Origin of the sequence: Lacticaseibacillus paracasei subsp. paracasei (assembly GCF_000829035.1) — a bacterium.
GTDB lineage: Bacteria > Bacillota > Bacilli > Lactobacillales > Lactobacillaceae > Lacticaseibacillus > Lacticaseibacillus paracasei.
Genome location: NZ_AP012541.1, coordinates 213,519 through 234,505, shown reverse-complemented (window position 1 = coordinate 234,505; position 20,987 = coordinate 213,519). Strand labels below are relative to the sequence as shown.

The following is a 20,987-nucleotide window of genomic DNA, read 5'->3' as shown; positions in this document are numbered from 1 at the left end:
CTCCTTTACTTAATCAATTTTGACTTAGTTATTAAAATGGCGATATCACGATGGTTTTGCAAGTTATTTTGACTTAATTGGATCAACCGCATGGCCGCCAAACTGATTACGCAAGGCAGCGACCACTTTACCCGTCATCGTATCTGCTTCTTCAGAGCGATAGCGCATCATCAACGAACTGGCAATCACCGGCGTTGCAACATGTAGACGTAAGGCTTCTTCAACGGTCCAAGCACCTTCACCCGAGCTGTGCATGATACCCTGAATCTTTTCAAGGTTCGCATCCTCGGTAAAGGCATTGGCGGCCAAATCCATCAGCCAGCTGCGAATCACCGAGCCATTGTTCCACATGTTGGCAACCGCCGCATTGTCGTAGTCATACGGACTGTGGGCTAACACATCGAAGCCTTCACCAATCGCCTGCATCATCCCATATTCAATACCGTTGTGAACCATTTTCAAATAGTGACCAGATCCAGCTGGGCCAGTATACAGATAGCCACCTTTTGCAGCGATCGCCTTGAACAGCGGCTCAATCTTGTTAAAGATCGCCTTGTCGCCACCAATCATGAAATTGCCATTGGCGCGTGCACCGGCCATGCCGCCTGAAGTGCCGACATCAAAAAAATGAATTCCCTCAGCAGCTAGCAGCTTTCCGTGTGCGATTGAATCCTGATAATAGGAGTTGCCGCCATCAATCACAATATCATCTGGCCGCAACAGTTTAGCTAGCTGACTAATCGTGGCTTCTGTCGGTTTGCCAGCAGGCACCATGCTCCAGATGATCCGCGGAGATGCCAAGCTCATAACCAAGGCATCCAGGCTTGCCACTGCCTTGGCCCCATATTGCCCTACCTCTTCTCGCGCTTTGTCGTTCAAATCAAATGCTGTCACTTCAATATCATGATCGCGCATATTTGCGACCAGATTCATACCCATTTTTCCTAAACCAACCATGCCAATATGCATGTTTGCTGCCTCCTCGTTATTTGACCCTGTGACCATCCGTTTTCAAAAAAACAAACCGCTTCTGTGATGGTTATCTTATATCCTGATGCCATTGTATGTAAATCGTTTACAAAAATCAAGTAATTTGACCGTAAATTATTTTCACGCCGCTATCATTCATGCTATACTGAATTCGAAAAGTGGTGTTTGGCTTGGTGCAATTAACCATCAGCCTTAGACAATAAACGCACTCTGACAATGCGACTTAAAATTCTGACATTCTCGTTTCTGCTCTGGTGAATGTATTTTTAGGAGGGATCAAGATGCATGACTTTCTGGTACAACTGCAAATTTATAAACCGAATCTAAGTGGCCAGGAGAAAAAGCTAGCTGCCTATCTTCAAGCCCACCCGGACCATGCCAGTCAGGCCAACATCTCGGAACTCAGCCAATTGACCGGCGTCAGTACAGCGACGATTTCCCGCTTTGCTAAAGCCTTAGGTTACACAAACTTTCAGGCCTTACGCATGGCGTTGGCGCAGACTTCACCAGAGGATGATCATGCGCTTTTTGCTGAGTTGAGTCCCAAAGATTCCGTTGATACGCTAGCGCAAAAAATTTTCACCTCCAACATTGATGCACTGAGAACAACCTTAGCAAACCTAGATACTGATGCTTTGACCAAGGCTGTTAAATGGATTACCCATGCCGAGCATCTCGGACTTTTTGGACTAGGTGCCAGTAATCTTGTTGCACTAGACGGTTACCATAAATTTTTGCGCACGGCGATTCCCGTGGCCTATGCGTCTGACTACCACATGCAGCTAATGGCCGCCACACATCTTGGCCCGCGCGATGCGATGATCCTGACATCGCATTCAGGAGAGGACAAAGATGCCATTGCATTAGCTGAACTAGCTAAGAAACAACAAGTGCCTTTAATCGTCATTACCGGTTCCCCAACTTCGCGTTTAGTCAAAATGGCAGATGCTGCCTTTGTTGCAGTTGCTGAAGAATCACGCTACCGCACTGAGGCGCTTCATGCACTGATTGCCGAAATCAGCATTATGGACACGCTCTTTATGATCAGTGCCATCAAAACCGATAGTCAGACAGCACCGCTTTTCCGCCAAGTAAGAGCAACAATTGATGCAACGCGGCACTAAGCGCTTGAGCTCGCCGCCTTGCCCTTGCCCAATCTTTCAAAGTATATAAAAAAGCATCTGCCGCAACCTCATGGCAGATGCTTTTCTCATGTAAAAAACTAAAAACCTAATATCGCTGATTTTGCCTTAGAAATCCGTTGTATCTGGGTCAGTTGCTAAGCCGGCTTCACCGTGCAAAGCATCAATCAAGGTCATATCATGATGGCTCAGTTCAAAGTCGAACAACTCGGTGTTTTCCTTAATCCGATCGTCATGAACGGATTTTGGCAATGGTAAGAAACCATGTTGCAATGACCAGCGGAGGACGATCTGAGCAACACTCTTGTGATAGCGTGCGGCAATTTTCTTTAAGGCATCAACTTGGAAAATTTTGCCTGTGCCAAGTGGGCTGTACGCTTCACTTAAAATATCATGGGCGTCATTATACGCCACAACTTCTGGCTGCAAATCACTTGGATTCAAGAAAATCTGGTTAACCATTGGCTTGACAGTAGCTGTTTTTAGCAAAGCGTCAATGTGCTTGGCGCGGAAGTTTGAAACCCCAATTGCTCGAACTTTGCCGGCTTTGTACGCTTCTTCCATGGCCTTCCATGACCCTGCATTAGTTTCTTCCCAATTATCACGGAACTTAATTGGGTTTGGCCAATGAATTAAATATAGATCCACATAATCAACGCCCAGTTTCTTGAGTGATTTATCTAGCGCTGCTTTAGTCGCCTCGTAACCGTGATCACCATTCCAAAGCTTAGTGGTTAAGAAGATCTGATCGCGAGGTACGCCGGATGCACGCAAACCTGCACCAACGCTTTCTTCGTTACCGTAAGCAGCTGCCGTGTCAATATGGCGATAGCCTGCAGCCAATGCCGCTTCGACACTATGCTTGGCAACGTCGCCATCAGGGGTCTGCCAAGTGCCGAACCCGACGATCGGAATCTTAACACCATTACTTAATGTATATGTGTCGGTCAATTTGGTTAAATGTGCCAAAATGAGCATCTCCTTTACTGGGTACTACTATAAGCTTACCACAAGTAAGTAGTTGATTGAATGTGTTAGCAGCCCAGCTTCACACTTGCATCAGTCAAAAATAGCGATATCCTGATCAATCGTCTTTCTTAGCATTCAAAAAATGCTTGGTTGCTAAGACATCTAGCAAAACCAAGCACCTTCTTTTAACACGCTATTAACGCGCCATCATTTGATTCAACAATGCCTTCCCAGCTGCTTCACTTTGACGGAAAGCTTTGCCTAACGCAATTGTTTTATCAACAATAATGCTTTGCGCATCAATCACATGATACGGATGATCACCGGCTTTTTCCTGTGCAAACGATAGCTCAGTACAGCCAAGGACAATGACGTTGACATTAAAATCGTCATGCATCCGTTGAAGAATACGATGATACAGGGCCGCGTTGACTTCGCCCTTTTCCTTGACGTATTTATAAATCAACTCAGTGACCATGTCTTGCAGCGCCTGATCGCCAAGAACGACTTCACGCCCGCTAGTTTCGATTTCATGACTGTAAATGCCGTCTTGGATCGTTCCTTGGGTCGCAATCAGTCCCACCCGCTTTTCATCTGGAAAACGCTCACACATATCGCTGATGGCTAAATGTGGCATGTGTAGCAATGGAATCGGTGTCACTGCGGCTAATTGGTCATAGAAATAATGAGCCGTGTTGCAGACAATGACCATGAACTCCGGATTGAGTAAACTTTGATCTTGAATGTCTTCCAACAAATCCGGATAAAAGCTAGGCTTGCTATGATCCAAAATGTAATCCGTACGGTCAGGAACAGTCGCATCGTTAACCAGAATGTAATTCAGATATTCCTGATCGCTATGCGCGTGGGTACGCTGGTTTAACAAGCGGACATAACTCTCGGTTGCCGGCGTGCCCATGCCGCCAATAACGGTGAAAAATTGACGCATTCGTATCAGCCTTCCTGTAGCGATTTAGCGACTTGCTTTACAACAGCCATGTCTGTTGGCCATGGTGTGTTGACGCCGCGTACCTTTTGATAGGGGTCGGCCCCTTTGCCAGCCACCACCACGATATCATTTGGTCCGCTGTCGCTAATAGCTTCAGCAATGGCCTTTTGCCGATCAAGCACTTTGTGTACTTTAACTTTGCTATGATCGATTTTACTATCGATTTCCTCAATGATGTTTGCTGGATCTTCGTACCCAGGATCATCGGTAGTCAAGAATGCCTCAGTTGCAAACTCAGTGAGAACCTTAGCAAATCCGGGACGACGAGAAACGCCTTTATCACCGGGGGATCCAACCACAACCAGTAATCGAGGATCCTTGTAAGCGTGTTTCAAAAACGACAATAACGCCTTCATACTAGCGTAATTGTGCGCATAATCAACATAGACAGCACCATGTCCGGCAACTTTCGTATGCTCCATGCGGCCGGGGATTTTAACTTTTGCAATCCCCGGAACAGCGGCAGATGCATCCACGCCAGCCAATCCAGCACCAATAATAGCAGCCGTCGCGTTACTTTCGTTAAAATCACCAATCAAAGCAAGCGAGTAGTGACCGCCGATGTTCAATGCTGCTGCTTTTTCCGTGACTGGTACTAAAGTGAAACGACTCTCAGCAACGTCAGCTTCCTGACTATCAAAGCGAAAATCAATATCGATATCATCGCGTTTAGGTCTGAAGCCAGCACTGGCAAACAGATAGATGCTTTCTGGATAAGTGGTGGTCGTTGCGGCAGCATAAACCTGGTCAAAATGCTCGGTTTCGGCATTAATGACCACTTTGCGCGCATTGACCAACAATTGCAGCTTGTTGTGTAAGTAATTAGCAAAGGTTGGATGTTCATTCGGTCCGATGTGATCTGGCGTAATGTTCAGGAAGAAGCCGACGTCATACGTCAATCCAAAAACGCGATTGCGCAAATATGCCTGACTCGACACTTCCATCACGAGATGGGTCATACCGTTTTCGACAGCCTCGCGCATATCGCGGAAAAGATCGAGGCTCTCTGGCGTTGTCAGATTAGACTTGAAACGCTGATCGGGCTCAGGGCCAACAACCGTATCAATTGTAGAAAAAAGCGCGATGTGTCGTGGACGAGCCTCATTTAAAATAGCTTCTGTAAAATAGGAAGCTGTGGTTTTCCCCTTGGTTCCTGTATAAGCGATCACAAACAAATCATCTTGCGGATAATCAAAGAAAGCAGCGCTCAAAATCGCCATTGCTTTAGTAATATTCCGCACGATCAAGGCGTTTAAGCCGTTGCCTTCAACGTAAGGTTTCTCGGCAACATAAGTTCGCGCACCGTTGTCCTTGGCCATGGAAAGATAAATTGGTCGGAACTTGTCGCCTTTGCAGAAAAACAGCGTTGGTCCAGAGACCTTGCGTGAATCATAGGCGATGCCGGTCATATCGACATCTTCAGTATTCTGAATTGCTGCACTCTTTAGCAGATGATGTTCCTTTAATAATAAGATACATGCTCTAAGTGATAGTGCCATTGGGCTGCTACTCCTTTTTATATGCCGTGAATTCAAGCTTCATTATAGCATAAGCGCGGTACTGGCATTAAACCAGTCGGACTGTCACAACTATCTGTGTGCCGTCTTGGTTCATGCTCAAAGTTCATTGATTATCTTTTTTTATGCAGATGCAATGTTCATTAACGTCACCTGATACGAACCGCTTGGCGCTGTCACCGTGACGGTATCGCCTGCGTGGTGCTACCGAATAGCGGCGCCCAAGGGAGAATTGATGGCAAGCTTGTCTTGGCCCATCCCAGCTTCGGCAGGGCCGACAAGTTCATAAGTCGCTTGGTCCTCGTCATCATCGAACTTAAGTGTGATCCTATTGCCAATATCGGCAATATCACTAGCGGCCGGGTGCGTGACTTTAGCATAACGAATGAGTTTATCCAGATATCGCAATCGGCCTTCTAGCTGGCGCAACTCACGCTTAGCAGCGCTATATTCCGCATTTTCCGAGCGATCCCCCAACGCTGCCGCATCGGCCAAGTTCTTGATCTTTGCAGGCCGAATAGTTTTAAGGTCTTCAACTTCCTGCTTCAAGTTAGCCAAACCTGTTGGCGTGATCTCGTGATAGGTGACCATTTCAATGCCTTCTTTTTTATCTGAAAACTAACTCTCTACTTGTTGCAAAAAAGGTGAACGTGATGATCTCCATTCGGAGTTCAGGACATTCACCACTTTTTCGTTTTTGGATCAATGAGGTAACTGCTGGACTAGAAAATATTGCTGAAGAAATCGCCAATGCCACGGAAGATCAGGACAAAGAAGTTTGCTTTGTTATCGGTCTTGGTGGTCTTTAAGGTAATGCCTTCGCTTGCTGAACTGCCGACAAAGCCAAGGTTGTCACCTTTGGCGCTAACTTCCAGCTGCGCAATCGTGGTACCTTTTTTGACTGGTGCTTCGACAGTATTCTTCTTCACGCCTTTTGCTGGCGTGTAAGTATATTGAAGTGATTGTTTGCTGCTGTTAGATGGCACAACAGCAACTGCCTTGGTTGACGGCGCAATCGGCGTTGTCCGTGATTGACCACGATTGACCTTGACGCTGTCGTACCCTTTAATCCCCTGACCAGCTTCAGCTAACGTCATCGTTTTCCAATTTTCCAAAACATTGGTCATCAATTTTTTGGTTTGATCAAAACGGCGAGTTTTAGCATCACCATTTGCATGCAAGATAACCGTAATAATTCGCATGCCATTTTTCTCAACCGTCCCTGTAAAACAATCCCCAGCGGCATCAGAAGTACCTGTCTTCAAGCCATCAACTGGGAGGTTCTTATCATAAGACACTAGGCCCTTGAGCATCCAGTTCCAATTTTCCATATCGATCGCATCACTGGTTCCCTTACGGAATGTCTGTTTAGCAATACTCGTGGTCTTAAGGACTTCTGGATGATCTTTCAGTAAATGTTGTGCCACCTGGGCCATATCTTTTGCGGACATTTCGTTCTCCGCGTTATCATCTGTACCGGGTACCTTAGCATCTTTCAATTGGCTGTTATTCAAACCGGTCACGTTGACAATTTTTGCATCGGTGATACCCCAGCTATTGAGTTTTGCAGTCATCTGACTGACAAATTTCTCCTGACTACCCGCTACTTTTTCAGCTAATAACATCATCGCTGCATTCGCCGAATAAATTAAAGAAGCATCGTACAGTTCGCGGACTGAATAAGAGCCATCGCGCCGCAACGGTACATTACTAAGGTCACGATTCTGACTGAGTTCCCAGATTGCGTTATTCAGTGTCACTTTGTCATCCCAATTGATCTTACCGGACTTAATTGCGTCAAGCACCAACTCAATGCTCAACATTTTGGTCATAGATGCAATTGGTAAAACACTGCTGGCATTCTTAGCATATAATATCTTGCCAGTAGTCGGTTCAATGGCTACTGCTGCCTTGGCGTCAACTAGATTGGTATCGCTGCTCTCTGCCGCAGATACCGACATTGCTGGCGCAGCACCCCCAATCATCAATACCGCCACCACTGCGGCAATCAACCCGCGCATCAACTTCTTCATTTTGACTTTCCTGCTTCCTCATTAGATTTATTTTTATTGTCTGTCAGCGAAGCGCCAACTTTTAATGGTAAATGAATCACAAAGCTTGTTATCTCCGGGCTAGAATCGGCATAAATATACCCGCCATGCAAAGCGATGATACTTTGGGCAATCGCTAACCCAAGACCAGTCCCGCCAGTTTCCTGCGATCGGCTTTCCTCAACGCGATAAAAACGATCAAACAACTGACTCAAAGCATCATTCGGAATTTGTGCACCATCATTTGAGACCTTAACAACGACTTCACTACCGATACGTTGTGCATCAAGAAAAATATGACGCCCGCCTTGGCCGTACTTAAGCGCATTAACAATTAAATTGTTGAACACCCGGCCTAATTTTTCGGTATCAGCTTCCATCATCAACGGGTCAGGTTCACCGCTGACCAGAATCCGCATATGCTTCTTATGAGCCTCCAGCTCAAAACTAGCTGCCAGTTGCTCTAGCATCGCAATCATGTTAAAACGTACGGGATTCAGCTTGGTCGTGGTCGATTTAACCTTGGTGTACTCAAAAAGGTCCTCAACCAGTACTTTCATCTGCTTAGCCTTCAAATAAGCCGTGTGCGTGTACTTGAGTAGCTCTTCTTCACTGCGATATTGATGATCTTCAATCAGGCCAAGATAACCGATAATGGACGTTAGCGGCGTTCGAATATCATGGCTGACATTAGTAATCAGCTCATCTTTACTCTGTTCGATCCGCCGTTCCTCGGCCATTGAATTGACGGTTGAATCAACAAGCGCGTTAATGCTGCTGACAACCTTTTGCAACTCCGTATTGACCTCAAACTTAATCCGATGATCAAGATGACCATCGGCAATAAAATGTAGCTCCGCAATGACGTGACGCATTTGCATTTGCCGATATCGCCGAGCAAGTCGCCAATACACCACAATGACATCAGCAATCGCCATCAGTGCTAGGAAAAGATTGGACCAGCTCCACAAATGAAATCCACGGCTGCCAAACGTCAGATTCGTTTTCACACCCCAGATAGCATTTTCCAAACCAGGATTGTGCGCGATCATCTGATTAATCAACACTAGCAAGGCAAAATTAAGCATTAACAGCAGAATCACCGTCACGATGCCTTCAATCCAAAGTTCGGATTTTTCCTTACCAGTTAGTTTGACTTTTTCGCTCATGATCGTTAGGCCTCAACCTTATAGCCGACGCCCCAAACTGTTTCGATCACCTTCTCGCCATCGGTCGCTTCTTCAATCTTGTCACGCAGATGCGAGACATGCACCATAACGGTTTTCGCTGAGACGATTGATTCCTGTTGCCAAACGCGTTCAAAAATCTCATCAGCCGAGAAAACACGATTCGGATGGCTAGCTAGCAAGTACAGAATGCCGAATTCCAGCGCGGTTAGCTGAATTTGCTTGCCGGTAAGGGTGGTGACTTCATGACTATCTTTTTTGATCGTTAGCGGACCGACTTCAAGCACATCCGGTTCCGTATTGGTCACCTCATTTTGACTTCGGCGCAACAAACTCTTGACGCGCGCCATGACCTCTAGCGGATTGAATGGCTTGGTGACATAATCGTCTGCTCCAGTAATAAGGCCTTGAATCTTGTCCATATCTGCTGTTTTAGCCGAGACGATAATGATTGGAATCTGTGAATCTTTGCGGACTTCTTTGACAACATCCATCCCAGACATATTAGGCATCATAATATCGAGGATCATCAAAGCAATATCAGGATTGGTCACAAGCTTAGTAATGGCTTCCTTACCGGAATACGCCTGAATCGGTTCGTAACCTTCGTTTTTAACGTAAATACTTAGTAATTCGACGATTTCTTTATCGTCGTCAACAATTAAAATTTTCATTGTATTGGCTCCGTTTATGAGAAGAACTGTAGGGTCTGTTACATCAAAGTCCATTGTACCAAAGTTGACCGGGGAATTCTTTACGAAAAGCCTAAGAAAACAGGGCTAGAATAGGTACAAAAGTGTTGATTTAATCTCGAAAGAAGGCGGCTAATTGAAAGATTTGACAAAAATGGTCACAGCAAGTTTACCCTCAACCATGCACATCGCTGGTATTAACATTGCCCGCTCAAGCGGAAGTACTTACTGGCTATTAAGGCAATCCTCCCAATGGCTCACCTTACGCCTTGCCACACATCCCCATTGGTTACGAGGTGTTCGTCAGCTACAGGTTGTCTTACCAGCATCATCAGCCCGCCACGACTCGATAACCATGTTGACAAAAGCCTTAGCGAGTCCTGCCGCGGCCAAAAACACATATACCTTTACAGCAATTGACACGGCCCTTGCCAACATGCTGCTGTGGACAGCGTCGCGTAAACTGGTCTTCATGCTGCGCCTGACCCCCGAGATGGCCACGACTCATAAAATGACCCCTTTTAGTTTACAACAAGATTTTGCGCCGTTACCGCTTTTCTTGGGTGATCGTAACAATAGTAATGACTTATTGCTACCTGTCCATGATGCCAAGTTGCAACAAAGTCTGATTGATTTTTATAGTGCTAATTTGCTATTCACGCAATTCTCCAGTCATCAGTTAGTGAAACTTTTGCCAACTGCACAATGGCTGCAAACCATTCTGACAACTGTACCCACTAATCCCGCTTGGCCATTGACATTGGCCACAACTTTCGGCACGGAACTACTTGACGTGATTCATCGGGCACGAATGTAGCCTCTTAATCATAGCGCGTTCACCACAAAAAGGCCCGCACTGCAACCAATGGCAGTACGAGCCTTTTTGTGATACCAATCTTTTATTGAACGGAATAGTTAGGTGCTTCCCGCGTGATCTGCACATCATGCGGATGGCTCTCGCGTAAACCAGCACCGGTAATTTGAATGAACTGCGCATTATCTTGGAGTTCTTGAAGATTCGGTGCACCGACATAACCCATGCCGGATTCAATACCACCGAGCATTTGGAAAATCACATCGCCGAGACTGCCCTTGTAAGCCACGCGGCCTTCGATGCCTTCAGGAACCAGTTTGTTTGCTTCGTTAACCCCGCTCTGGAAATAACGATCACTAGAACCGTGGGCCTGCGCCATCGCGCCAAGTGAGCCCATGCCGCGATAAGTCTTGAAGCGGCGGCCTTGATAAATTTCGAACTGGCCAGGTGCCTCATCAGTGCCGGCCAAAAGGGAACCGAGCATAACGGCATTGCCGCCAGCTGCCAAAGCCTTTACGATATCACCGGAATACTTGATCCCACCGTCAGCGATAATTGTCTTGCCGCGCTTACGAGCAACACTGGCGGCATCATAGATGGCAGTCAGTTGTGGCACACCGACACCGGCAACGATCCGGGTTGTGCAGATTGAACCGGGGCCAATGCCAACTTTGACAACATCGACACCAGCATCATACAACGCTTCCGTTGCTTCAGCCGTGGCCACATTACCGGCAATCAGAGTTGCTAATGGGAACTGTTCCCGAATCTCTTTGATTTTCCGAATCACGCCAGCACTATGCCCATGGGCCGTGTCGATCACAATCGCATCGGCACCGGCATCAAGCAAAGCTTGCGCCCGATCAAAGGTGTCAGAGGTAACGCCAACCGCTGCTGCAACCAACAAACGGCCATGCGCATCTTTAGCAGCATGCGGGAATTCAACCACTTTTTCAATATCCTTGATCGTAATCAGCCCACTAAGGCGGCCTTCCTTATCGATCAACGGTAATTTTTCAATTTTACGAGACTGCAAAATAGCTTCGGCATCTTCGATTGAAGTGCCAGCCGGCGCGGTCACCAGCCCTTCCTTGGTCATAACCGTGTCAATCAGCACACTTTTATCATCAACATAACGCAGATCACGGTTGGTGATGATGCCGGTCAACTTGCGATCTGTGGTGTTATTAACAATCGGGACGCCGCTAATCCGATATTTTTTCATTAAATCTTCAGCATCACTAACCGGTTTATCGGCCGTCAGGAAGAATGGATCGACAATGACACCATTTTCACTGCGCTTCACCTTCAGCACTTCATCTGCTTGTGCTTCGATGCTCATGTTCTTATGAATCACGCCCAACCCGCCTTGGCGTGCCATTGCAATTGCCATAGCACTCTCGGTAACGGTATCCATCCCCGCCGAGATGATTGGGATATTCAGCTTCAAGTTGTCCGCCAGTTGTACAGACAGATCGACATCGTGAGGTAAAACATGACTTTCTGCAGGTATCAACAACACATCATCAAACGTAAAACCGCGCCGGGCAAACTTTGTATCCCAAAGACTCATAGCGTAATCCCTCTTTCAATTTTTAGTTGTTGACTAATGTACTACCGGAATTTAGGCACGTCAAACAAGTCTAACCATTTTTTTCGAAACGCCGGTATCATAGGCTTAAAAATGAAAGAAAGTCTCATAATCGTTCATATGGAACCGAACAAAATTTTATCAGCTATAGCTTTCTCAAAATAATGTTCGGCTTTTGTCGTGTGTTGTGACGTGTCATTTAATATCATTCGTTTTTTACCCGCTAAAACCTTCGCATGTAAAATGACAAGAACATTTGCCGTTTTCCCTCACTGGCAATACAAAAAAAGCCGCCATTTCCGGCGACTGTTGGATTTTTTAAAAAGTAGATACCCGATGTTGAAATCGGACTATCAGCTTATCTCTGGAAAAAGCTTTTGAGGTGATACCGGTGCTGTAAGACCCAGTGAATCCCATAGGCAATGGCGCCAATAATGATATTGACGAACCACGGCATTGGGCGCGTGAACGGCGTGTCAAGCATCGCCAAGGCACTGCCAATGAACGTGATCGACACGACTAAGACAACACCGCCGCCCAAGACAAGCCAAGCACTTCGGCGTTTCTTTTTATCTTGCTGCATCCAGTCAGCATAATAAACGAAGAAGAGACCAGCCATTAGACTCAACATCACTAAGTAAACAAAACTGCTGCTGGCGGCGTTTTGCGACTTGGTATCGAAGTAGGCAAGTGCCCCATACATAACCGCTAAAATCGACATGAAGAACAGACTTTGGTCAATGACCATCAACCACATTGGCTTTTTAGGCTCAGGTTTTGGCGTATGCAGAATTTCGTCTGTCTTTACCGTAACCGGTCCGTAAAGCTGATTGGCTGGCTTGCCTTGTCGTTGCGCTGTGATGATCTCGGGCAACATCGTTTTGAGTAGTTCTTCTTCGTCCGCCGCGTTCATACCGCCGTCTTTTAACTCACGGCGTAGTTTGAAAATATATTCATCATTTTTATTTGTGAGCCGTGCAATCAGCTCTGGCACAGTGGTCGCAGGCTTTTCCTGTTTCACATGTGCATTTTTAGCCGCCGTTGCTTGATCTGCTGACGACTCATCAGTGGCTGCCGACTGTACTTTTGATGCTGTTTGTTCAGTCGTAGCAGTATTTTTACCATTTACTGCAGCATCGGTTGCCGTCTGTTTCGTCTCTTCTTCATGTTTCTCTGCCATTGGAAACTCCTATCTCCTAAGTCGTTATGCGTTAGACATTGAACCGGAATTCAATGATGTCCCCATCCTGCACTTCATATTCTTTGCCTTCAGATCGATAACGGCCCGCTTCTTTAACCGCCTGAACAGATCCGTACTTGTCTAAATCGGTGAAGGACATTGTCTCGGCGCGAATAAAACCGCGTTCGAAGTCGGAATGAATAATCCCAGCAACTTCTGGAGCCTTCATTCCCTGTCTAAATGTCCACGCACGGGTTTCTTTGCCACCGGCTGTGAAGAAGGTTGCCAATCCCAGCAAATGATAGCTAGCCTTGATCAGCTTATCCAACCCAGACTCGTCGACACCTTCTGCTGCCAAAAAGTCTGCCTTTTCATCATCATCCAGTTCAGCAATTTCTTCCTCAGTTTTGGCAGAAATCGCAATCACTTCGGCACCTTCTTTGGCAGCCTCGGCCTTGATTTGCTTGACGTAATCAACCGAATCCGGATCAGCCATCGCTTCTTCAGCAATGTTAGCGACATACAAAACTGGCTTGCTGGTCAGCAAGAACAAGCCTTTGACAATCTTCAGCTCATCTTTATCAAAGTCGATGCTGCGAACCATCCCGCCATCTTCCAGTACGGGCTTAATCTTTTTGAGCACCTTGAATTCAGCCTGCGCTTCTTTGTCATTGGTTTGTGTTCGCGCCACTTTTTCAACTTTAGCATAGCGTTTATTGACAGCATCAAGATCAGCGATGGCCAATTCCATATTAATCGTCGCCATATCCTCTAACGGGTCGACTTTGCCAGTTACACTGGTGATGTTGTCATCATCGAACGCTCGGACAACATGAACAATCGCATCCACCTGACGAATGTTTTCAAGGAACTTGTTGCCGAGTCCTTCACCCTTAGAAGCACCTTTAACAATGCCGGCAATATCTGTGAATTCAAAAGTTGTATGAATAATCTTCTTGGCCGGAATCAATTCATCGATTCGTGCCAGACGTTTATCTGGCACTTCGACCATCCCGACATTCGGGTCGATTGTAGCGAATGGATAGTTCGCCATCTCGGCGCCTGCTTTAGTGATTGCGTTAAAAAGCGTGGACTTACCGACGTTTGGAAGTCCTACGATACCTGCTGTTAAAGCCATTTGGTTACTTCACACTTTCTATTTAGTCTGTCTACTCTACATGACCCAACACTTTTTTGAGTCGTTTTTCAAAATCGCGCCGGGACATCATCACAATATGACCGCATCCGGTACATTTTATCTTGATATCAGCACCTAAGCGGATAATTTCCCATTTGTTGGTACCGCAAGCATGCGGTTTCTTCATCTGAACGAGATCATGTAAATCATACATTTGTCCACCTCCAGCGTTGTTGTGCTTGTCGGACCGGATTAAACGCGTTCGCTGGCCCAGAAACCTGCGTGTAAGGACCTTGGACGCAATGGCCAACCCCCGGCCATCACGCCCAAGCCCGCTTACACTCCGGTTTCTAAACGGGCCGCTCACGCTCTGCTTTTAAACGCGTTCGCTGGCCCAGAAACCTGCGTGTAAGGACCTTGAACGCAATGGCCAAAACCCGGCCATCACGTCCAAGGCCGCTTACACTCCGGTTTCTAAACGGGCCGCTCACGCTCTGCTAGTTAGTCAATATTGACGTCGAGCATGGCCAAGATCCGATTCAAATCTTTTTCGGAAGTGAAGTCAATCTCGATCTTGCCTTTGCCTTTGTTGCCTTCATTAATATTCACCTTGGTGCCAAAGCGTTCGCCAAGTTGGTTCTCAGTTGCCCGCACGTATGGCGACTTTGGCTTTTCTTTGGTTGCCGGGCGCGTGTTGCCAGCATTCATTTGATTAATGAGCCGTTCTAGCTGGCGCACAGTCAGGTTTTCATTGATTGTCTTCTTGGCCACACTCACCATTTTGGACTTATCTTTGAGACTTAACAGCGTCCGTGCTTGTCCCATTGACAGCTGATTGGCACTTAACATTTGTTTGACTTGCTGCGGCAGTGTCAAAAGGCGTAAGTAGTTCGCAATATAAGGTCGGCTTTTACCAAGTCGTGCCGATACTTCTGCTTGCGTCAGATTCAGACGCTTGATCAAGGTATCATAAGCCTGGGCTTCGTCTAGCGGCGTCAGATCTTCCCGCTGCAAGTTTTCCAGCACAGCGATTTCCATCATTTCGGGATCATTGAAGTCCCGAACAATGGATGGAATAGTCTCCTTGCCAGCCAATTTAGACGCACGGAAGCGACGTTCACCGGTAATAATCTCATAGCCTGAAACACTCTTGCGGACAATGATCGGTTGGAACACGCCGGTTTGTTTGATCGAACCAGCCAGTTCCTTCAAGCCTTCCTCATCAAACGTTTTACGCGGTTGGTAGGGATTTGGTCGGATGTCAATCAGCGGTAATTCTTCAACTGTATTATTGGCACTCAGATCTGGGCTCTCAAAATCTTTGAAAATCGCATCGATACCACGGCCTAAGCCTTTGTTATTCTTATTCGCCATGAGCAGCCAGCACCTCCTTGGCTAAAGCCTCGTAAACCTCTGATCCCCGGGACTTTGGATCAAAATCCACAATTGGCAGACCATAGCTTGGCGCCTCCGCCAATCGCGTAATTCGCGGAATCACCGTTGCATATACTTTATCGCCAAAATACTTGCGGACCTCGTCAATGACTTGTGCGCCGAGATTGGTCCGCGCATCATACATTGTCAACAACACCCCTTCGATCGCTAAGCTCGGATTAAAGTGTTTCTGAACCAACCGCACCGTGTTTAGTAACTGGCTTAATCCCTCCAGAGCGTAATATTCGCTTTGGACCGGGATTAAAATCGAGTCGCTTGCTGTAAATGCATTGATCGACAATTGGCCAAGCGATGGCGGGCAATCAATCAAAATATAATCGTATTGATCCTCCACAGGATGCAATCCCAACTTCAATCGCATTTCACGCGCCATTTGGCTGGTTAACTCGATCTCAGCGCCAGCCAGTTGAATGGTGGCTGGCACAATCGACATGTTCTTATGTTTCGTTGGCAGAATAGCTTCGGTAATCGGCTCTTCGTTGACTAGCACATCATAAATATCCTTTTCAACTTGGGCCTTTTGAACGCCGACGCCACTAGTCGCATTGCCTTGTGCATCAGCGTCCACAATCAAAATCTTCTTGCCAAGGTTGGCCAAACAGGCGCCCAGATTGACCGTGGTGGTGGTTTTGCCCACGCCGCCTTTTTGGTTAGCGACTGCGATGATATGTGCCATGAGCTCCTCCTATCTCTTTTCTTTCGGAATCTCGATGATCATTCGGTAAGCGTCGTCAGTATCTTCTTCTTTTGCTGTGACCGTCATACCGGTTTCCCGGATCATTTTAACCGAACGTTTTAATGTGTTCCAAGCAATGCGCGTATCATGGCTCACCGCGGATCGTCGAACTTTAGGTTTCGGTTTTGGGGTTGGCTTCTTAGGCCGCAACATCTCATTGATAAGGGCACTGGTTTCTTTAACGGTCAGATCGTCTGCAAAAATCTGGTGTAAGGCGGCAACCTGTTGCTTCTCGTCTAACTTCAGTAGTTCACGACCATGCCGTTCACTGATACGCGACTTCATTAAAGCTTCTTGAACTGGCTCGCTTAGTTTCAATAAACGGATTTTGTTGGCGACAAATGCCTGACTTTTACCGAGTTGCTCGGCCAAAGCGGCTTGTGTCAGGTGATTGAGTTTCATAAGTGCCACATAAGCTTGGCCTTCTTCAATCGCACTCAAGCCTTCGCGCTGCAAATTTTCAACTAGTGCCATGGACGCACTTTCGTCGTCGTCCATTTTCTGCACAATGGCTGGCGCTTTTTCCCAGCCCAGGGTTTGCATCGCGCGATATCGGCGCTCACCCGCGATGATTTCGTACTTCTCCGGTTTATATTCACGGACAATAATCGGCTGCAACAAGCCATGATCCTTGATCGTCGTTGCTAGCTCCCGAATCGATTCCGGCGTAAAGACTTTGCGCGGCTGGAATTGGTTAGGCACGATTGCGGTCATTGACAGTTGTTGAACAACCGTTTCGTCGTCAGGCTTTTTATGGCCAAAAATGGATGATAATGGCACGCGTTATGCACCTCCCAAAGGTTGCTTATTCGGTATCCCCGGCTTGCGCGGATATTTGTTTGGTGTTGGTTTAACTTTGTCGATGACCAGCAAATGACGTGGATCGCCGGTTTCCGGCAACGTCAACGCAGCATCTTGGGCCAATTTGCCGCCAAGTAAGCCAATCGCTGGCTTGGCCGCAATTAATTCTGCGGGTGTCGCCGCGGCTTTCATGGCCACAAAGCGACCTTGCGGCTTTACTAGTGGCAAACAGAGCTCAGCCAAGACATCCAATGCCGCAACCGCACGAGCCGTGACCAAATCAAAACTGGCACGGTGTGGCGATTTTTTGGCACCAAAAGTTTCGGCGCGGTCATGAAAGAGCTGAACATCTGTCAGCTCCAAACGCGCCGTTAATCGTTCGAGAAAGCCAATTCGCTTTTGTAAAGAATCCACGATGGTGATTTTGAGTTGCGGGAACGCAATTTTTAACGGAATTGATGGGAAACCTGCCCCAGCACCCACATCACAAACTGACATTACTTGTGTCTGAAGCTCAGGTAGCACCAACGCAAGCGTTAGTGAATCGTAGAAGTGTTTGAGGTAGACGTCCCCTTCAGCTGTAATGCCAGTCAGATTCATTTTTTCATTCTCACTGATCAGATACTGATAGTATGCCGCAAACTGATCCTGTTGGTGATCGTTTAAAACGATCCCGTGATCAGCCAAGGCTTGGACAAAAGCTGCTGGATCCATGCCTGCCTCCATTTTCGTAAACTTGATTTTGTGGAACAAACAGGGTTTCACGTACCCGTCAAGTGTAACGTAAAAGCGGCCTCTGCTCAACCGTCTTTATATGGAAAGAACAGGCGTTAAGCGCAAGTTTTTTGACACACCTGTTATGCCTTCCTGCTCAAATCAAGATTTGCTATCTAGGCTGGCTGCGGTCGCGCTACTCACCTAATTACCCAACCACAAGATTTGTCTGAACGGTCCCTTGTCATCTTGCAAAAACGCGTTCACAGTTCGATAATGAAATGGTAACTAAACTCAGAGGCGAGAAAAATGGAATTAGACGGTAAAGAAATCAAAGAAAATGAACAACTGACCGATGCCCAGCTGGCCGATTTACACAAACAGTATGAGGCTTTGTGGGATAAGTTAAAAAAAGACAACTACCGAACTGAACATCAATTCATGGAAGTTTTGTACGAGGAACCTGACAATAGTCAAAACTATGAAGCTGCCTTTTTCACTTATCAAATTCGTAAAGATACTGGCGATAATCAATTTGACCAGTTGACCATCACGTTAAACAACAAGCCAACCTTCCACGATCAGCCAGATGAATTTGTCTTCGAAATTAGTGACTACGCGGATATGGATGCTCTTCACAAGGCAATTGAGGAAAAAGCCCAACCGTGGATTAAGGCTCACAAACGTTAATAACCAGACTAACTCGAAACACTTATCTTGTTTCGAGTTTTTTTAATTAAAACCGCACTATGCACTTTCTTTCCTCTCAGCCAACACTTGTGGTAAGCTGTTGCCAGTCAAACAAACGGAGGGACCCGGCTAATGGCGGATAAAATTAAAATCGCTTATCTTTATGAAGACCTCATGAACACATATGGCGACAGTGGCGATGTCAAAATTCTACGTTATTTATTAAATCAACAAGGTTACCAAGTCGATGTCGATAATGTCAGTCTTGGCGATCATTTTAATGCGGACGACTATGATTTTATCTTCTTCGGCGGTGGTCAGGACTATGAACAAACCGTGGTAGCCAAAGACCTATTGCGCCATGCCCAAACACTTGGCCGGTATATCGAAAATGGTAAACCGATGCTGGCAATCTGTGGCGGTTACCAGCTGCTTGGCGATTATTACAAAACTAGCGAAGGCTCAGTCATCAAAGGCCTCGGCATTTTGCCGCTGCACACAGTTTTCAAGCCAGACAGTCGCATGATCGGTGATACCAAGTACGAAACCGAGTTCGGGACAGTTACCGCATTTGAGAATCACAGTGGCCGGACTTATTTTGACGACAAGCAAAAGCTCAAACCGTTGGGCAAAATGATTGAAGGTTACGGGAATAACCCTGAAGACGGTGTCGAAGGTATGCGTTATAAAAATACCATTGGCAGCTACTCCCATGGTCCCATTTTGAAAAATCAAAATATTGCGAAGGCGATCGCCAATATGATTGTGAAAAATCACAAGGCACGGATGGGTCAGCCTGCATAATTAAAAGAGCATTGCCGCAGTAGACGGGCAATGCTCTTTTTATACGAATTTCATATAGCTTTGGCGCCCAGAGTTAACCCTTTAGTGTTGCACTTGAGCACGAACCTGATCAGCATCGCCAGCAAATAAGAACAACGGTCCATCCGCCTGTGCTGGATAGCTATCTGATAGACTGCCGAGATCGACAACATCAAACCCAATTCGTTTGATCAATGTCGTGACCGTCTGCTTAGCGGCATTATCATCCCCGGCAATCGGAATGGCAATTCTTCCTGCTGGCTGACTTGGCTTGGCAAGACTACGAATTTTAGTCATCGCAATTGTATTGAATGCCTTGACCACTTTTTTCGTGCCAAAATGTTTAGCAACGAGTTCTGATGACGTGACTTGATGTGCTGCCAGTGCTGGCTGGTCGCCATCGCGGCTAGGATAATAGTTAGTCGCATCAATAATAATCGTCTTCGGATCCACGCTTGTCGGCAATTCCGGCAACGCATTAAATGGCACGGCCAGCACGACAATGTCTTGTTTAGCCGCGTCAGCAACGGTCCCAGCTTCGACCGTCGAGCGCATCTCTGCAATGACCGGTGCCAATGATGCCACACCATGCCGATGTGAAATAATCACCTGCTCACCAACATGACTAAACAGTTGGCCTAATGCCCGGCCGACATTACCTGATCCAATAATACCGATAGTCATCTAATCACCCTCTCTATTGAGATCACACCTTCATTATACCGCCTTGCTTCTTTAAATACCGGCCAGCAAGCATTCTAGCCCACTCAAAAAGCCGCACACCCGTCATGCGGTCTGCGGCAGTTCAAATAAAAAATGATCCACAACTATCTAGTGATTCTTGCCTTCAATCGTTTCGATATCGCCTTTGCCGTCACGGGCGACGATGGCCTTGATAGCGGCAGTGATGCCTAAAACATCATCATCCAATGACAACGCTGGTGTTTCCGGACGAGTGACAACCTGTTCCGGCAAAAATGGAATATGCATGAAGCCGGCCTTAATATCGGGAAACATCTTATCCCGCATATACTGTACCTGATAAAAAATGTGGTTGCAGACGTAAGTGCCTGCTGTGTTGGAGACTGCTGCCGGAACACCAGCTTCCCGAATGGCTTTGGCCATGGCCTTAATCGGTAACTGGGTAAAGTAGGCATTCTCGCCATCGCCATGAATCGTGTGATTAAGTGGCTGATACCCGGCATTATCTTGAATCCGACCGTCATCCAAGTTAATCGCAACTCGCTCCGGCGTGAGTTCAAACCGGCCACCAGCCTGACCAATGCTCAACACATAGTCAGGCTTTTCTTTGGCAATAGCATCTTTAACGACATCGGCTGAAACATTAAACTTTGTCGGAATTTCCAATTTAACGATTTGTGCCCCAGCAATTTCATCCGGCAAACGTTTCACGGCTTCAATCGCAGGATTAATTTTATCGTCGCCAAAGGTATCAAATCCGGTAACAAGAATTTTCATGAGAAGATTT

At 46.6% G+C, this 20,987-nt stretch carries 21 protein-coding genes and 1 pseudogene; 4 read left to right on the top strand and 18 right to left on the bottom strand.

What is annotated here, in order from left to right:
• Positions 1 to 63 precede the first annotated feature (63 nt).
• Positions 64 to 969, bottom strand: coding sequence for a phosphogluconate dehydrogenase (NAD(+)-dependent, decarboxylating) (gene gnd, locus LBPC_RS01180; protein WP_032781273.1), 906 nt, complete (start codon positions 967 to 969; stop codon positions 64 to 66).
• A 302-nt stretch (positions 970 to 1,271) separates the two neighbouring features.
• Between gnd and LBPC_RS01175 the strand changes: the two genes are divergently transcribed.
• Positions 1,272 to 2,114, top strand: coding sequence for a MurR/RpiR family transcriptional regulator (locus LBPC_RS01175; RefSeq protein ID WP_003597215.1), 843 nt, complete (start codon positions 1,272 to 1,274; stop codon positions 2,112 to 2,114).
• 126 nt (positions 2,115 to 2,240) lie between these two features.
• Here the strand turns inward: LBPC_RS01175 and LBPC_RS01170 are convergent, their stop codons facing one another.
• From LBPC_RS01170 to croR, 7 genes and pseudogenes are all read right to left on the bottom strand, one after another.
• Positions 2,241 to 3,101, bottom strand: coding sequence for an aldo/keto reductase (locus LBPC_RS01170; RefSeq protein WP_003573127.1), 861 nt, complete (start codon positions 3,099 to 3,101; stop codon positions 2,241 to 2,243).
• Between the two features lie 196 nt (positions 3,102 to 3,297).
• On the bottom strand, positions 3,298 to 4,050 hold the full coding sequence (locus tag LBPC_RS01165) for an aspartate/glutamate racemase family protein (RefSeq protein ID WP_004562152.1): 753 nt from the start codon (positions 4,048 to 4,050) through the stop codon (positions 3,298 to 3,300).
• Between the two features lie 5 nt (positions 4,051 to 4,055).
• Positions 4,056 to 5,609, bottom strand: coding sequence for a UDP-N-acetylmuramoyl-L-alanyl-D-glutamate--2,6-diaminopimelate ligase (locus tag LBPC_RS01160; protein WP_003584773.1), 1,554 nt, complete (start codon positions 5,607 to 5,609; stop codon positions 4,056 to 4,058).
• A gap of 141 nt (positions 5,610 to 5,750) precedes the next feature.
• Positions 5,751 to 6,218: pseudogene (gene greA / locus LBPC_RS01155) on the bottom strand (transcription elongation factor GreA).
• A gap of 131 nt (positions 6,219 to 6,349) precedes the next feature.
• Positions 6,350 to 7,660, bottom strand: coding sequence for a D-alanyl-D-alanine carboxypeptidase family protein (locus LBPC_RS01150; RefSeq protein WP_003562961.1), 1,311 nt, complete (start codon positions 7,658 to 7,660; stop codon positions 6,350 to 6,352).
• Positions 7,657 to 8,847 carry a sensor histidine kinase gene (locus LBPC_RS01145; RefSeq protein WP_003562959.1) on the bottom strand — a complete coding sequence of 397 codons (1,191 nt, stop codon included), beginning with the start codon at positions 8,845 to 8,847 and terminating at the stop codon, positions 7,657 to 7,659. The genes LBPC_RS01150 and LBPC_RS01145 overlap by 4 nt, the downstream gene beginning before the upstream one ends.
• A gap of 5 nt (positions 8,848 to 8,852) precedes the next feature.
• Complete coding sequence (gene croR / locus LBPC_RS01140) at positions 8,853 to 9,539, bottom strand: response regulator transcription factor CroR (RefSeq protein WP_003562957.1); 687 nt, start codon at positions 9,537 to 9,539, stop codon at positions 8,853 to 8,855.
• Positions 9,540 to 9,693: 154 nt separating this feature from the next.
• Here croR and LBPC_RS01135 point away from each other — a divergent pair, with 154 nt between their 5' ends.
• Positions 9,694 to 10,374, top strand: coding sequence for a hypothetical protein (locus tag LBPC_RS01135; protein WP_003573122.1), 681 nt, complete (start codon positions 9,694 to 9,696; stop codon positions 10,372 to 10,374).
• 82 nt (positions 10,375 to 10,456) lie between these two features.
• Here the strand turns inward: LBPC_RS01135 and guaB are convergent, their stop codons facing one another.
• The 8 genes from guaB to rsmG all read right to left on the bottom strand — a co-directional run bounded on the left by guaB (position 10,457) and on the right by rsmG (position 17,986).
• Entirely contained in the window at positions 10,457 to 11,944 is a 1,488-nt protein-coding gene (gene guaB, locus LBPC_RS01130; protein WP_003562953.1) for an IMP dehydrogenase, read from the bottom strand.
• A 376-nt stretch (positions 11,945 to 12,320) separates the two neighbouring features.
• Positions 12,321 to 13,142: a DUF1129 domain-containing protein gene (locus LBPC_RS01125; RefSeq protein WP_004562150.1), complete on the bottom strand. Its 822-nt coding sequence runs from the start codon at positions 13,140 to 13,142 to the stop codon at positions 12,321 to 12,323.
• Between the two features lie 31 nt (positions 13,143 to 13,173).
• Positions 13,174 to 14,280: a redox-regulated ATPase YchF gene (gene ychF, locus LBPC_RS01120; protein WP_003562949.1), complete on the bottom strand. Its 1,107-nt coding sequence runs from the start codon at positions 14,278 to 14,280 to the stop codon at positions 13,174 to 13,176.
• Between the two features lie 31 nt (positions 14,281 to 14,311).
• Positions 14,312 to 14,494, bottom strand: coding sequence for a DUF951 domain-containing protein (locus tag LBPC_RS01115; protein WP_003562948.1), 183 nt, complete (start codon positions 14,492 to 14,494; stop codon positions 14,312 to 14,314).
• Between the two features lie 287 nt (positions 14,495 to 14,781).
• Positions 14,782 to 15,654 carry a ParB/RepB/Spo0J family partition protein gene (locus tag LBPC_RS01110; RefSeq protein ID WP_003562946.1) on the bottom strand — a complete coding sequence of 291 codons (873 nt, stop codon included), beginning with the start codon at positions 15,652 to 15,654 and terminating at the stop codon, positions 14,782 to 14,784.
• The gene (locus LBPC_RS01105; RefSeq protein ID WP_003562943.1) at positions 15,644 to 16,411 is read right to left on the bottom strand and encodes a ParA family protein; all 768 of its coding nucleotides are present in this window, start codon (positions 16,409 to 16,411) and stop codon (positions 15,644 to 15,646) included. Before LBPC_RS01105 ends, LBPC_RS01110 begins: the two co-directional genes overlap by 11 nt.
• Positions 16,412 to 16,420: 9 nt before the next feature.
• Positions 16,421 to 17,251 (bottom strand): nucleoid occlusion protein, encoded by an 831-nt coding sequence (gene noc, locus LBPC_RS01100; protein WP_016366040.1) that lies wholly within the window; start codon positions 17,249 to 17,251, stop codon positions 16,421 to 16,423.
• A gap of 3 nt (positions 17,252 to 17,254) precedes the next feature.
• Positions 17,255 to 17,986: a 16S rRNA (guanine(527)-N(7))-methyltransferase RsmG gene (gene rsmG, locus LBPC_RS01095; RefSeq protein ID WP_016366041.1), complete on the bottom strand. Its 732-nt coding sequence runs from the start codon at positions 17,984 to 17,986 to the stop codon at positions 17,255 to 17,257.
• Positions 17,987 to 18,295: 309 nt separating this feature from the next.
• On the opposite strand from rsmG, the gene LBPC_RS01090 reads away from it, so the two are divergent.
• Positions 18,296 to 18,676: a hypothetical protein gene (locus tag LBPC_RS01090; protein ID WP_003562937.1), complete on the top strand. Its 381-nt coding sequence runs from the start codon at positions 18,296 to 18,298 to the stop codon at positions 18,674 to 18,676.
• A gap of 132 nt (positions 18,677 to 18,808) precedes the next feature.
• Positions 18,809 to 19,480 carry a type 1 glutamine amidotransferase gene (locus LBPC_RS01085; protein WP_003573114.1) on the top strand — a complete coding sequence of 224 codons (672 nt, stop codon included), beginning with the start codon at positions 18,809 to 18,811 and terminating at the stop codon, positions 19,478 to 19,480.
• An 81-nt stretch (positions 19,481 to 19,561) separates the two neighbouring features.
• Here the strand turns inward: LBPC_RS01085 and LBPC_RS01080 are convergent, their stop codons facing one another.
• Entirely contained in the window at positions 19,562 to 20,182 is a 621-nt protein-coding gene (locus tag LBPC_RS01080; RefSeq protein WP_003562932.1) for an NADPH-dependent F420 reductase, read from the bottom strand.
• A gap of 147 nt (positions 20,183 to 20,329) precedes the next feature.
• On the bottom strand, positions 20,330 to 20,977 hold the full coding sequence (gene pcp, locus LBPC_RS01075) for a pyroglutamyl-peptidase I (RefSeq protein ID WP_004562146.1): 648 nt from the start codon (positions 20,975 to 20,977) through the stop codon (positions 20,330 to 20,332).
• Positions 20,978 to 20,987: the final 10 nt, after the last annotated feature.